The organism is Phytobacter massiliensis JC163, assembly GCF_000321045.1.
Taxonomy (GTDB): Bacteria; Pseudomonadota; Gammaproteobacteria; order Enterobacterales; family Enterobacteriaceae; genus Phytobacter_A; species Phytobacter_A massiliensis.
Genome location: NZ_HE578945.1, coordinates 1,525,676 through 1,537,646 on the forward strand (window position 1 = coordinate 1,525,676; position 11,971 = coordinate 1,537,646).

Genomic DNA, 11,971 nt, shown 5'->3' on the forward strand with positions numbered 1-11,971 from the left:
AGCGTCAGCGCATTGACCATGACCCCTTTTGCGGTGCCGGGATGCACGTTATTACCGACGATTTTGATGGTGACCGAAGCGGCATTAAAGTTTTCGTACTCCAGCTCGCCCACGCCGCCGCCGTCAACGGTATAGGCCCATTTCGCGCCGAACGCCGCCACGTCAAAATGTTTTGCCCCTTTACCTACTTCTTCGTCGGGGGTGAAGGCGACGTGAATATCGCCATGCGGCACATTGGTCTGCTTGAGCACCGCCAGCGCGGTCATGATTTCCGCGACGCCCGCTTTATCATCGGCCCCCAGCAGGGTTTTGCCGTCGGTGGTGATAAGCGTCTGCCCCAGCAACTGGTGCAGCACCGGGAACATCACCGGCGACAGTATTTCATCGCCCACGCCCAGCGCGATATCGCCGCCGCGGTAGTTTTCGACAATTTGCGGGTTAACGTTTTTACCGCTGCAGTCTGGCGAGGTATCGACATGGGAGATAAAACCGATGGCCGGTACCGGCTTGTTAACGTTGGAGGGCAGCGTCGCCATCACCGTGCCTTTTTCGCTCAGCGTGACGTTTTTTAGCCCCATCTCTTCAAGCTGTTGCTGGAGCAGGCGCAGGAGCTTCCACTGCCCTTCGGTGCTCGGCACCTGGCGCACGCCCGGCTTCGATTGGGTATCCAGCGCAACATATTGTAAAAAACGCTCTAATAATTTATCCATGCGTACCACCCCTCGCTAAATGTCACAACATTATCAGTAAGCCCGAAAACACAAATATTGCGTCAGGTCACTTTTACCCCGTAAACGAGAACTTTTTCATTTTGCTTTGCTCCGTTAAACGTAGCTGAGAAAATCAGGTTTTGGGCGCGTCGTTACGATCAACGATTGGCGATTTCAGTGGTTTGCCGTAGAATGCCAGGCCTTCATTAATGTGTCAGACCCTAAGGTGGTTAACCACAAACCCCGCATCCGGAGCCTCATCCGATGCGTTGCCATGGGACAGAGTAAAAAATTGAATAAACAACCGCGTTCGCCCTCTCCGCTGGTGAAACTGGTGGATCTGAGCAAAGGCTTTGATGGCAAAGAGGTCATCTCTGATTTCAACCTGACCATCAACAACGGCGAATTTCTTACGCTGCTGGGCCCTTCCGGCTGCGGCAAAACGACAGTGCTGCGCCTGATTGCCGGGCTGGAAAGCGTGGATGTCGGTCATATCAAACTTGACGATCGGGATATCACCCACGTTCCGGCGGAACACCGCCATGTCAACACCGTCTTTCAAAGCTACGCGCTGTTTCCCCATATGACCGTCTTCGACAACGTCGCCTTCGGCCTGCGGATGCAAAAAACCCCCTCATCTGAGATTACCCCCCGGGTGATGGAAGCGCTGCGGATGGTGCAGCTTGATGATTTCGCCACGCGCAAGCCCCACCAGCTTTCCGGCGGCCAGCAGCAGCGAGTGGCTATCGCCCGCGCCGTGGTCAATAAACCGCGCCTGCTGTTGCTGGATGAGTCCCTCTCCGCCCTGGATTACAAGCTGCGCAAGCAGATGCAGAACGAGCTCAAAGCGTTGCAGCGTAAGCTCGGTATCACTTTTGTCTTTGTTACCCACGATCAGGAAGAAGCGCTGACCATGTCGGACCGCATCGTAGTGATGCGCGACGGTAAGATAGAACAGGACGGCACGCCGCGTGAAATTTACGAAGAGCCGAAGAATCTGTTTGTGGCCAGCTTTATCGGCGAGATCAACATCTTCAACGCCACCGTGATTGAACGGCTGGACGACCAGCGCGTACGGGCCAGCGTCGAAGGGCGCGAGTGCAATATTTACGTCACCTTCCCGGTTGAGAAAGGCCAGCCGCTGCACGTTATGCTGCGCCCGGAAGATTTGCGCGTTGAAGAGATTAACGACGCCACCGAGGTGGAAGGACTTATCGGCTACGTCCGCGAGCGTAACTACAAGGGCATGACCCTGGAGTCAGTGGTGGAGCTGGAAAACGGCAAGATGGTGCTGGTTAGCGAATTCTTTAATGAAGACGATCCGGACTTCGACCACTCGCTGGACCAGAAAATGGCGATCAACTGGGTAGAGAGCTGGGAGGTCGTACTGGCTGATGAAGAGCACAAGTAAATTCCAGAAGGTGGTGATCGCCACAATCGTCGGTTGGCTTGTGCTGTTTGTCTTTCTGCCCAACCTGATGATCATCGCCACCAGCTTTTTAACCCGCGACGACGCCCATTTCGTGGCGATGGTCTTTTCGCTGGATAACTATGCGCGGCTACTTGACCCGCTGTATGCCGAGGTGCTGCTGCATTCGCTGAATATGGCGGTGATAGCCACCCTCGCCTGCCTGGCGCTGGGCTATCCCTTCGCCTGGTTTCTGGCGAAACTGCCTGCGAAAGTGCGCCCGCTGCTGCTGTTTCTGCTGATTGTGCCTTTCTGGACCAACTCGCTTATCCGCATCTACGGCTTAAAGATATTCCTCAGCACCCGCGGCTACCTCAACGAGTTCCTGCTCTGGCTGGGGGTTATCGAAACGCCGCTGCGCATTATGTATACCCCGGCGGCGGTGATTATCGGGCTGGTCTATATCCTGCTGCCGTTTATGGTGATGCCGCTCTACTCAAGCATTGAGAAGCTGGATAAACCGCTGCTGGAGGCGGCAAAAGATCTGGGTGCTGGCAAGCTGCAAACCTTTTTGCGCATTATTATCCCGCTGACCATGCCAGGGATCATTGCCGGTTGCCTGCTGGTTATGCTGCCGGCGATGGGGCTTTTTTACGTCTCCGATTTAATGGGCGGCGCGAAAAACTTGCTTATCGGCAACGTTATCAAAAGCCAGTTCCTCAATATCCGCGACTGGCCGTTCGGCGCGGCGACCAGCATTACCCTGACGGTGATTATGGGGCTGCTGTTGCTGGTCTACTGGCGCGCCGCGCGACTGCTGAATAAAAAGGTGGAGCTGGAATGATGGGTCGACTGCTGCGCGGCGGTTTTATGACCGCCATTTACGCTTATCTCTATATTCCAATCATTATCTTGATTGTGAACTCGTTTAACAGTTCACGCTTCGGTATTAACTGGCAGGGCTTCACCACAAAATGGTACAGCCTGCTGGTCAATAACGACAGCCTGCTGCAGGCGGCACAGCACTCCCTGACCATGGCGGTGCTCTCAGCAACCTTCGCCACCGTCATCGGTTCGCTGACCGCGGTGGCGCTCTTCCGCTATCGCTTTCGCGGCAAACCCTTCGTCAGCGGCATGCTGTTTGTGGTGATGATGTCGCCGGATATTGTGATGGCCATTTCGCTGCTGGTGCTGTTTATGCTGATTGGCGTTCAGCTCGGCTTCTGGTCGCTGCTCTTTTCACACATTACCTTCTGCCTGCCGTTTGTGGTGGTCACCGTCTATTCGCGCCTGAAAGGTTTTGACGTGCGGATGCTGGAAGCGGCGAAAGATCTGGGCGCCAGCGAAATGACCATCCTGCGTAAAATCATCCTGCCGCTGGCGCTGCCCGCCGTTGCCGCAGGCTGGCTGCTGAGCTTTACCCTGTCGATGGACGATGTGGTGGTCTCCTCATTCGTTACCGGGCCGGGATATGAAATTTTACCGTTGAAGATCTATTCGATGGTGAAAGTGGGAGTATCGCCAGAAGTGAATGCGCTGGCGACTGTTCTGTTGGTTCTGTCGCTGGTGATGGTTGTCGCCAGCCAGTTAATCGCACGTGATAAAACACGCAGCCTGGCTCGCCAGGCGTAATCATGCCTGCAAGACAGGCTCAGACTCAGGGGACGTTCGAATGAAAAAATGGTCACGCCACCTGCTCGCGGCGGGTGCTCTGGCAATCGGCATGAGCGCCGCGCATGCGGATGATAGCAAAACGATCTACTTCTATAACTGGACCGAGTATGTGCCGCCAGGCCTGCTGGAACAGTTCACTAAAGAGACCGGCATTAAGGTCATCTATTCGACCTATGAGTCGAATGAAACCATGTACGCCAAGCTGAAAACCTATAAAGACGGCGCTTACGATCTGGTGGTGCCCTCGACCTATTACGTGGATAAAATGCGTAAAGAGGGAATGATCCAGAAGATTGATAAAAGCCAGCTCAGCAATTTCAACAATCTTGACCCGGAAATGCTGAACAAACCGTTCGATCCCAATAACGACTACTCTATTCCCTATATCTGGGGCGCTACCGCTATCGGCGTGAACAGCGATGCCATCGACCCGAAAACGGTCACCAGCTGGGCGGATCTGTGGAAGCCGGAATACAAAGGCGGCCTGCTGCTGACCGATGACGCCCGTGAAGTTTTCCAGGTTGCGTTGCGTAAGCTGGGCTACTCCGGCAACACCACCGACCCGAAAGAGATTGAGGCGGCTTATAACGAGCTGAAAAAGCTGATGCCAAACGTGGCGGCCTTCAACTCGGATAACCCGGCTAACCCTTATATGGAAGGGGAAGTAAATCTCGGTATGGTATGGAACGGCTCCGCCTGGGTAGCGCGTCAGGCAGGTACGCCGCTTGAGGTGGTTTGGCCGAAAGAAGGCGGCATCTTCTGGATGGACAGCCTTGCGATTCCGGCAAACGCCAAAAACAAAGAAGGCGCGCTGAAATTGATTAACTTCCTGCTGCGCCCGGAAGTGGCAAAAGAGGTTGCGGAGACCATCGGCTACCCGACGCCAAACCTGGCGGCGCGCAAGCAGTTAAGCCCGGAGGTCGCCGGTGATAAATCGCTCTATCCGGATGCCGAAACCATCAGTAAAGGCGAATGGCAGAACGACGTGGGCGATGCCAGCCGCATTTACGAAGAGTATTATCAGAAGCTGAAAGCAGGACGTTAAGTTCTGCATCCAGGCCGGGCGCGGATGCCCGGCCTCTTTTGCGTAGACAAAGGAAGGGTACGCATGCAGCAGGACGCGAAGGTTTTTCGCCGCATTTTTACCGCGCTGGGCATTGTCATGTTGCTCATCGCCGCCGCCATTTTTTACTCGCAGTTTCATGACGCCCGCGACGCCGTACACACCGAGGGCCTGATCGTCGACACCGTCTGGCGCAACCACCACCCCGATCGCGTCGACAGCAGCGGCACCTGCTTCCCGGTGGTGGCGTTTCGCCCTACCCCGCAATATACCCTGGTTTTTGAATCCGCCATCGGCAGCGTTTTTTATGAACATAGCGAAGGCGATACGGTGGAGGTGGTCTTCCCGCCGGGTCAGCCACATAAGGCGGAGATTAACAGCCTGTGGGTTAACGCCTTTGCCTGGGGGCTGTTTACCATCGGCGGGGTTGTTTTCATCGCCGTCGCGCTGTTCTTATGTGATTCCCCGCGCAAAAAGCGACGGACGAAACGGAGGGGGCGCAAATGAAAAGGCTCATCATTCTGCTCGCGCTACTTCTGCCGCTGGCGGCGCTCAGCGCCACGCCGGTGCCAATAATGCGAACTCTCTTTACCGATGTCACCGGTACGGTTCCCGGCGCGGAGATGCTTACCCATAAAGCAGAACTTTTCCGCCAGCGCACCGGAATAGCGCCCTATATTCTGGTGGTTCCCGCCATGAATGAGGCAAGCCTGCTGCGTGACGGCAAAAGAATGCTGGCGCATGCGACGGCAAACCAGCCGGAACTGAAAGGCAGCGTGCTGATTGTGGTGACGACCAAAAAGCCACAGGTGCTGCTGGTCGGCAGCTATCAGGCGGCGCAGCCACTGCCGGACCACATATTGCACTTGATGGTCGAAAACCAGACGCTGGCGTACTTTCATCGCGGCCTGATGTTTCAGGGCGTTAACACCGCGCTGGATGTGCTGGAAGCGGCGCTGACAAACCAGCCGACGCCGCCTCTGAGATGGTATCCGCCGCCGGAACAGGACGGGCCGGACAGCATTGCCGGCAACAGCTTTGGTTTTCTGGCGTGGGCCTGCGCCTGGATAGCCTTTATGATGCTTTTTAACTACACCAGCCGTTTTCGCTACGCGATGAAATTCACCCTGGCAATGGCCATCGGCAATATTGGCTGGCAGGCGTTGTGCCTGTGGCTGGCTAACCGGGCGGTGTCGGTTGCGAATATCTCCCTGGGGTGGGCGCTGCTGATTGGCGCAGCAACGTTTTTCGCGGTATGGCTGTGGACAAGGAAACGGCATGCGCAGGGTAAGTAGAGGCTCGCAGGGTTTTCCGGATGCGGCGTTGCCTTATCGGGGACGGGACTGAGCCGCATGTTCCCCTCACCCTGACCCTCTCCCCAAAGGGGAGAGGGAATTGATCCGTAAAGCGTGAGCGTACCCGGGAAAACGCCTTCACCTTTTGGGAGAGGGCTTTTACAGCCCTTTCAGAAGCTTATCCACATAGTGCGGCACCACTTCACTGGCAAGGCCGTAATGTTTCTCGGCAAACTCGCTGCCCACCTGGCTTGGCTCCAGATTAAGCTCGACGGTGTGCGCCCCCTGCAGTTTCGCTTCATGCACAAAACCGGCGGCGGGGTAAACGTGGCCGGAGGTGCCAATGGCAATGAAGACATCGGCCATAGCGAGGGCGGCGTAAATTTCATCCATCCCCAGCGGCATTTCACCAAACCAGACCACATGCGGGCGCAGCGGCGAAGGGAACTGGCAGCAATGGCATTTATCTTCCGGCGTCACGTCCCCGGTCCACTCCAGCACCTGTCCACTCCGGGCGCAGCGTACCTTTAACAGCTCGCCGTGCATATGCAGCACGTTGTGATTACCCGCACGTTCATGGAGATTGTCGATATTTTGCGTCACCAGCAAAAAGCGGTCGCCCAGCGCGGCTTCAAGCTGCGCCAGCGCCAGATGGGCGGCATTGGGGGCAATCTCCGGCTGTTGTAGCTGCCTGCGGCGGGCATTATAAAAAGATTGCACCAGCTGCGGGTTGCGGGCGAAGCCTTCCGGCGTCGCCACGTCTTCCACATGATGCTCTTCCCACAGCCCGTCGGCCGCGCGGAACGTTCGAATACCTGACTCGGCGGAGATGCCCGCTCCGGTCAGTACCACGACTCTTGGTTTATCCATCACTTCCGGCACCACGTTATCTCTGAAAAAGATCCGCTGACGCAGGCGTTCGCGCAAACGGCGTTTATTACGACGAAACCGGCTGAGACGATGTGACCGACGAGACTGCATATCACCCTCTCAGGATTAATCGGTAAGATGAAGGAAGGCGGCGCCGCGCATACCGCCCGCATCGCCATGGCGCGCACGTTCGATACGCGGCAGGCGGGCAACGGGCAGCAGGTGCGGCGGTAAACGTTCCGCCAGTAGCGTGGTCAGGGCGGAAAAATGCGAAAGCCCGCCGCCAATCACCAGTAAATCCGGGTCTACGATGGTCAGTATATTACCGAGACAGACCGCCAGCAGGGAAGCATAGCGTTCAACGTGCGCTTTTGCTTTACTGTCACCCTGCTCCAGCCGGGCGATAATTTCCGGCGCGCTGAGCGACTGCTGGTAAAAATGCTGATACAGCCAGGCGAATCCCCGCCCGGAAAGGTAATTTTCAATGCAGCCCAGTTTCCCACAGCCGCAGCGCGTGAGCGGGAAATCAAACCCCATCAGGGTTAACGCATCCACCGGCAGGCGGATGTGACCAAATTCGCCGGTAATGTAGCTGCGCCCTTTCAGGCTCCGGCCATGGGCGACGATGCCGCCGCCGACCCCGGTGCCCAGAATCAGCCCCATCACGATCGGGTACTGTCTGAACTCATCATCCCACGCCTCGGAGAGGGCAAAACAGTTGGCGTCGTTATCCAGACGGACATCCCTTCCCAGCAGCTCGCAAAGGTCGCGGCGCAACGGCCTGCCGCTGGCGGCGGGAACGTTGGCGGCGTAAAGAGTGCCGTCAGCCGTTTCCGGCATGCCCGGAATACCGATCCCCACGCTGCCCTTTTCACCGAAGCGGGCGTCGGCGGTGGCCACCAGCGCGGTCACCGCCTGCAGAAAAGCGTCGTAACTCTCCGTTGGCGTAGCAACGCGCGTTTCCCACTGCAGACGACGGCTGGCGTCATAGACCCCCAGCGCCATCTTACTGCCGCCAATATCTAATCCGTAATACATAGCCCTCCCTGAAACTCGCTTATTGTCCGCTCAGCACTCTGGCCGGGTCGATATTGCTTGCCCGCCGCGCCGGATACCAGCTTGCCAGCAGGCTCAGCACCAGCGCGGTGACCAGCACGTAGACGACATCCAGCACGTGCAGTTCCGATGGCAGGAAATCAATAAAGTAGATATCGCCGGAGAGGAACTGATGGCCGGTCAGGCGCTCAATCTGGTGAATAATCGGCGTAAGCTGTAGCGAAAGCACCACGCCGATAACCGCGCCGATCACGCTGCCCAGCAGCCCCGCCAGCAGCCCGTACCAGACGAAGATCGCGCGGATCAGGCTGTCTTTGGCCCCCAGCGTTCGCAGCACGGCGATATCGCTGCTTTTGTCTTTTACTGCCATCACCAGGGTTGAGACAATATTGAAACAGGCCACGCCGATCACCAGCACCATCGCCAGATACATAATGGCGCGGATCATCTGAATATCACGATACATATAGCCGTACTTGCCGATCCAGCTTTTGATATAGACATAGCTGTCGGTCACTTCGCCCGCGCTGCGCACCAGCGTATTGGCGTTAAAGACATCGTTGACCTTGATGGCGATACCGGTAATGCTGCTGCCCATGTCCAGATACTGCTGCGCGTCCTGCATCGGGATCATCGCAAAGGCGTGGTCAAGTTGACCGCTCAGCTGCAGCACGCCGGTCACGTGCAGGCGCACCCGCTTCGGCTGCTGTAATTTATGATCGCTGTTGGCGTTAGGGATCATGATCGATACCCAGCCGCCCTGCTTCACGTTGAGCGCGTCCGCCACTCCTTTGCCGAGGATAATCTGCTGCTCGCCCGCCTTAAAATTACGCCAGGCATCGCCCTGCACGAAATGCGGCAGCGCGCTCAGGCGCGACTCCTGCTCCGGGTTGACCCCTTTTACCTGAATGGCGCGCAGGTTGGTTCCGCTCTCCACCAGCCCGGTAAAATTAATGTACGGCGCGGCGGCGGCAATGCCCGGTACTTTTTCTACCTTCGCCAGCGCCTCGTTCCAGTTATTCCACGGCTGGTTCACCGGCTCTATTTCACCGTGCGGCACCACCGCCAGAATGCGGTTATTGAGCTCGCGCTCAAAACCGTTCATCGCGCTTAAGCCGACGATCAGTACCGCAACGCCAAGGGCGATGCCCACCGTGGAGATAACGGAAATCAGCGATACCATGCCGCTGCGGCGACGGCCCCGGCTAAAGCGCAGGCCAATCAGTAAAGAGAGTGGAGACGCCATTAATCCGCTCCCATCAGCGTCAGCTCGGGGTTGAGACGCCCGTCGCGCATCTCCAGCTGGCGGTTCATCCGCCGGGCCAGCTGCAGATCGTGCGTCACCACTAAAAAGGCCGTCCCCTGGGAGACATTCAGTTCGCCCAGCAGTTGGAAGATGCTGTCGGCGTTGCGGGCGTCGAGGTTACCGGTCGGTTCGTCCGCCAGCACCAGCCGGGGATTGTTGACCAGCGCGCGGGCAATGGCCACCCGCTGACGTTCGCCCCCGGAAAGTTCAGAAGGACGGTGACTTGCCCGGTGCTCCAGCCCCACGGCGCGCAGCATCTCCCGCGCGCGGGTGTCGATCTCTTTGGGTTTCTGCTTGCCAATCAGCAGCGGCATGGCGACGTTTTCCAGTGCGGTAAAATCGGGCAGCAGATGGTGGAACTGGTAGATAAAGCCCAGCTCGCGGTTGCGCAGTTCGGCTTTGGCCGCGGAAGAGAGTTTGCTCATCGGCTGGCCGTTGAAAATCACCTCCCCGGAGGTGGGCGTATCCAGCCCGCCGAGCAGGTGCAACAGCGTACTTTTGCCGGAGCCGGAACTGCCGACAATCGCCAGCAGATCGCCCTCGGCCACGCTAAAGCTTACATCGTGCAGGACGTCAGTCTGCACCTTCCCTTCCTGATAGCGTTTGCACAGGTTGTCGCATTGCAACAGGATCTTATTCATAACGTAAAGCCTCAGCGGGTTGGGTGGCGGCGGCGCGCCAGGAAGGATAAAGCGTTGACAGCAGCGCGATGGCCATCGCCACCAGCGCTATCATGACGACCTGCAACGGCTCGATAGCCACCGGCAGGGCCGCGCCGTCCAGCAGCGCGCCGATAACCGGCATCAGGTTATTGAGCTGGCTGGCTAACAGCGCGCCAAGCACGGCGCCAAGCAGCGCGCCGATAATGCCCGCGCTGGCCCCCTGCACCATAAACACGGCCATAATCTGGCGCGGCGTCAGCCCCTGAGTCTGTAAAATGGCGACCTCGCCCTGTTTTTCCATCACCATCAGCCCCAGCGAGGTGATGATATTAAAGGCCGCGACGGCGATGATCAGGCTCAGCAGCAGCCCCATCATATTTTTTTCCATGCGCACGGCCTGGAACAGTTCACCTTTGCGATCGCGCCAGTCCTGCCATTTGGTGCCGTCCGGCAATGGCTGCTGGCTGAGGGTATCAACCTGTAACGGCGCGTCCAGCCATAGCCGCCAGCCGGTAATATTACCGGCGGGATAGCGCATCAGACGCGAGGCGTCGTCAATGTTCACCAGCATCTGATAATCATCCACTTCGCTGTTGGCAGCAAAAGTGCCGATCACGGTAAACAGGCGCTGGCTCGGCAGCCGCCCCATCGGGGTAAACTGGCTGGCGGAAGGCACCATAACGCGGATTTGATCGCCACGATTGACCCCCAACTGCCCGGCAAGCCCCTCTCCGAGGATCACCTGATACTGCCCGGCCTGCAGCGCGGACTGCTGCACATTGACCAGGTAAGGCGTGAGCGGATCTTTTTGCGCCGGGTCAATGCCCAACATCACCCCTACCGCCACGCTGCGCGCGCTTTGCAGCACCACATCGCCGGTGGTCAGCGGCGCGACGCGGTTCACGCCCTGCAGTTTGACCTCGCTGGCGGGCAGCTGTTGCGGGTTAAGGGAGCCCTTTTGCGCGGAGAGTACGGCCTGGGGCATCAGCCCGAGAATGTTATTTTGCAATTCGCGCTCAAAGCCATTCATGACCGACAGGACGGTCACCAGCGCCATTACGCCAAGCGTAATGCCAATGGTCGACAGCCAGGAAACGAAACGACCGAAACGGTCGGCTGCGCGCCCGCGCATATAGCGCAGGCCGATAAAAAGCGTGACTGGTTGGTACATGAAATCCGTCTGATTGCTGGTGGCAGACTCCGAAGTATATAAGCGAAAGCAGAGAGCGTAAATGAATGAAACGGTAAGCAGCGGTCTCAGGCGGCGGGAAAAAATCCGATAAATCAAATTGCTACTTGCCCGCCCCGCGCTGTTAATGCCGCGTGCATGATGATTTTCTCACCGCAGCCTGCACTTTTCTTAAAAAAGCGGAAATACAGACTCTTTACCGTTACAGCGCCCGGCGCGGTCGCCAGGATTAACGGCCTGAATTCTGGCAACGTTAATGGCACCGCACTATGAAACAAAAGGCGTTATGGATTAATCAGATCAAAGGGTTATGTATCTGCCTGGTCGTTATCTATCACTCTGTTATTACTTTTTATCCGCATCTCACCGCGTTTGGCCACCCGTGGTCGGAAACCCTCGCCAAATGCTGGATCTACTTTAATCTCTATCTCGCGCCCTTTCGTATGCCGGTCTTCTTTTTATTTCGGGTTATCTGATTCGCCGCTATATCGATGAGGTGCCGTGGAAGGAGACCATCGACAAGCGCATCTGGAGTATTGTCTGGGTGCTGGTGCTGTGGGGCATTTTGCAGTGGCTGGCGCTCAGCCAGATTAACGCCTGGCTGGCCCCGGAGCGCGATCTGAGCAACGCCGCTAACGCCGCCTATGCCGATAGCGTGCAGGGGTTCGCCTGGGGCATGCTCACCGCCAGTACCAGCCTGTGGTATCTCTACGCGCTGGTGGTCTATTTTGTGCTCTG

At 57.3% G+C, this 11,971-nt stretch carries 12 protein-coding genes and 1 pseudogene; 7 read left to right on the forward strand and 6 right to left on the reverse strand.

Features of this window, described 5'->3' with window-relative positions; translation table 11 throughout:
- Positions 1 to 710, reverse strand: a 710-nt coding sequence (gene pepT / locus ENTHG_RS07530) for a peptidase T (protein ID WP_044179121.1), incomplete at its 3' end; no start/stop codon positions are given.
- 274 nt (positions 711 to 984) lie between these two features.
- Between pepT and potA the strand changes: the two genes are divergently transcribed.
- The 6 genes from potA to ENTHG_RS07560 all read left to right on the forward strand — a co-directional run bounded on the left by potA (position 985) and on the right by ENTHG_RS07560 (position 6,150).
- A complete protein-coding gene (gene potA, locus ENTHG_RS07535; protein ID WP_044177497.1) occupies positions 985 to 2,121 on the forward strand; it encodes a spermidine/putrescine ABC transporter ATP-binding protein PotA in 1,137 nt (378 codons plus the stop codon).
- Positions 2,105 to 2,962, forward strand: a complete 858-nt coding sequence (potB, locus tag ENTHG_RS07540; RefSeq protein ID WP_044177500.1) for a spermidine/putrescine ABC transporter permease PotB — start codon at positions 2,105 to 2,107, stop codon at positions 2,960 to 2,962. The genes potA and potB overlap by 17 nt, the downstream gene beginning before the upstream one ends.
- Positions 2,959 to 3,750, forward strand: a complete 792-nt coding sequence (potC, locus tag ENTHG_RS07545; RefSeq protein ID WP_044177503.1) for a spermidine/putrescine ABC transporter permease PotC — start codon at positions 2,959 to 2,961, stop codon at positions 3,748 to 3,750. The genes potB and potC overlap by 4 nt, the downstream gene beginning before the upstream one ends.
- Positions 3,751 to 3,790: 40 nt before the next feature.
- Positions 3,791 to 4,837 (forward strand): spermidine/putrescine ABC transporter substrate-binding protein PotD, encoded by a 1,047-nt coding sequence (potD, locus tag ENTHG_RS07550; RefSeq protein ID WP_044177506.1) that lies wholly within the window; start codon positions 3,791 to 3,793, stop codon positions 4,835 to 4,837.
- Positions 4,838 to 4,900: 63 nt separating this feature from the next.
- Positions 4,901 to 5,362: a DUF3592 domain-containing protein gene (locus ENTHG_RS07555; RefSeq protein ID WP_044177509.1), complete on the forward strand. Its 462-nt coding sequence runs from the start codon at positions 4,901 to 4,903 to the stop codon at positions 5,360 to 5,362.
- On the forward strand, positions 5,359 to 6,150 hold the full coding sequence (locus ENTHG_RS07560) for a TPM domain-containing protein (RefSeq protein ID WP_044177512.1): 792 nt from the start codon (positions 5,359 to 5,361) through the stop codon (positions 6,148 to 6,150). The genes ENTHG_RS07555 and ENTHG_RS07560 overlap by 4 nt, the downstream gene beginning before the upstream one ends.
- A gap of 159 nt (positions 6,151 to 6,309) precedes the next feature.
- Here ENTHG_RS07560 and cobB read toward each other — a convergent pair whose 3' ends face one another.
- From cobB to lolC, 5 genes are read right to left on the reverse strand one after another with little or no spacing between them, the layout of a single operon-like run.
- Positions 6,310 to 7,131: a Sir2 family NAD+-dependent deacetylase gene (cobB, locus tag ENTHG_RS07565; RefSeq protein WP_044177515.1), complete on the reverse strand. Its 822-nt coding sequence runs from the start codon at positions 7,129 to 7,131 to the stop codon at positions 6,310 to 6,312.
- Positions 7,132 to 7,146: 15 nt separating this feature from the next.
- Complete coding sequence (nagK, locus tag ENTHG_RS07570; protein WP_044177517.1) at positions 7,147 to 8,058, reverse strand: N-acetylglucosamine kinase; 912 nt, start codon at positions 8,056 to 8,058, stop codon at positions 7,147 to 7,149.
- A gap of 19 nt (positions 8,059 to 8,077) precedes the next feature.
- Positions 8,078 to 9,322: a lipoprotein-releasing ABC transporter permease subunit LolE gene (lolE, locus tag ENTHG_RS07575; RefSeq protein ID WP_044177519.1), complete on the reverse strand. Its 1,245-nt coding sequence runs from the start codon at positions 9,320 to 9,322 to the stop codon at positions 8,078 to 8,080.
- Positions 9,322 to 10,023, reverse strand: a complete 702-nt coding sequence (gene lolD / locus ENTHG_RS07580; protein ID WP_044177522.1) for a lipoprotein-releasing ABC transporter ATP-binding protein LolD — start codon at positions 10,021 to 10,023, stop codon at positions 9,322 to 9,324. The genes lolE and lolD overlap by 1 nt, the downstream gene beginning before the upstream one ends.
- Complete coding sequence (gene lolC, locus ENTHG_RS07585) at positions 10,016 to 11,215, reverse strand: lipoprotein-releasing ABC transporter permease subunit LolC (RefSeq protein ID WP_044177525.1); 1,200 nt, start codon at positions 11,213 to 11,215, stop codon at positions 10,016 to 10,018. The genes lolD and lolC overlap by 8 nt, the downstream gene beginning before the upstream one ends.
- 287 nt (positions 11,216 to 11,502) lie before the next feature.
- Here lolC and ENTHG_RS07590 point away from each other — a divergent pair.
- A pseudogene (locus ENTHG_RS07590) lies at positions 11,503 to 11,971 on the forward strand (acyltransferase family protein); the annotation flags it as partial.

What these genes read in the sequence shown, in the direction of transcription:
- potA (WP_044177497.1), top strand. Translation starts at nt 985, where the DNA reads ATGGGACAGAGTAAAAAATTGAATAAACAACCGCGTTCGCCCTCTCCG.
- potB (WP_044177500.1), top strand. Translation starts at nt 2,105, where the DNA reads ATGAAGAGCACAAGTAAATTCCAGAAGGTGGTGATCGCCACAATCGTC.
- potC (WP_044177503.1), top strand. Translation starts at nt 2,959, where the DNA reads ATGATGGGTCGACTGCTGCGCGGCGGTTTTATGACCGCCATTTACGCT.
- potD (WP_044177506.1), top strand. Translation starts at nt 3,791, where the DNA reads ATGAAAAAATGGTCACGCCACCTGCTCGCGGCGGGTGCTCTGGCAATC.
- ENTHG_RS07555 (WP_044177509.1), top strand. Translation starts at nt 4,901, where the DNA reads ATGCAGCAGGACGCGAAGGTTTTTCGCCGCATTTTTACCGCGCTGGGC.
- ENTHG_RS07560 (WP_044177512.1), top strand. Translation starts at nt 5,359, where the DNA reads ATGAAAAGGCTCATCATTCTGCTCGCGCTACTTCTGCCGCTGGCGGCG.
- cobB (WP_044177515.1), bottom strand. Translation starts at nt 7,131, where the DNA reads ATGCAGTCTCGTCGGTCACATCGTCTCAGCCGGTTTCGTCGTAATAAA.
- nagK (WP_044177517.1), bottom strand. Translation starts at nt 8,058, where the DNA reads ATGTATTACGGATTAGATATTGGCGGCAGTAAGATGGCGCTGGGGGTC.
- lolE (WP_044177519.1), bottom strand. Translation starts at nt 9,322, where the DNA reads ATGGCGTCTCCACTCTCTTTACTGATTGGCCTGCGCTTTAGCCGGGGC.
- lolD (WP_044177522.1), bottom strand. Translation starts at nt 10,023, where the DNA reads ATGAATAAGATCCTGTTGCAATGCGACAACCTGTGCAAACGCTATCAG.
- lolC (WP_044177525.1), bottom strand. Translation starts at nt 11,215, where the DNA reads ATGTACCAACCAGTCACGCTTTTTATCGGCCTGCGCTATATGCGCGGG.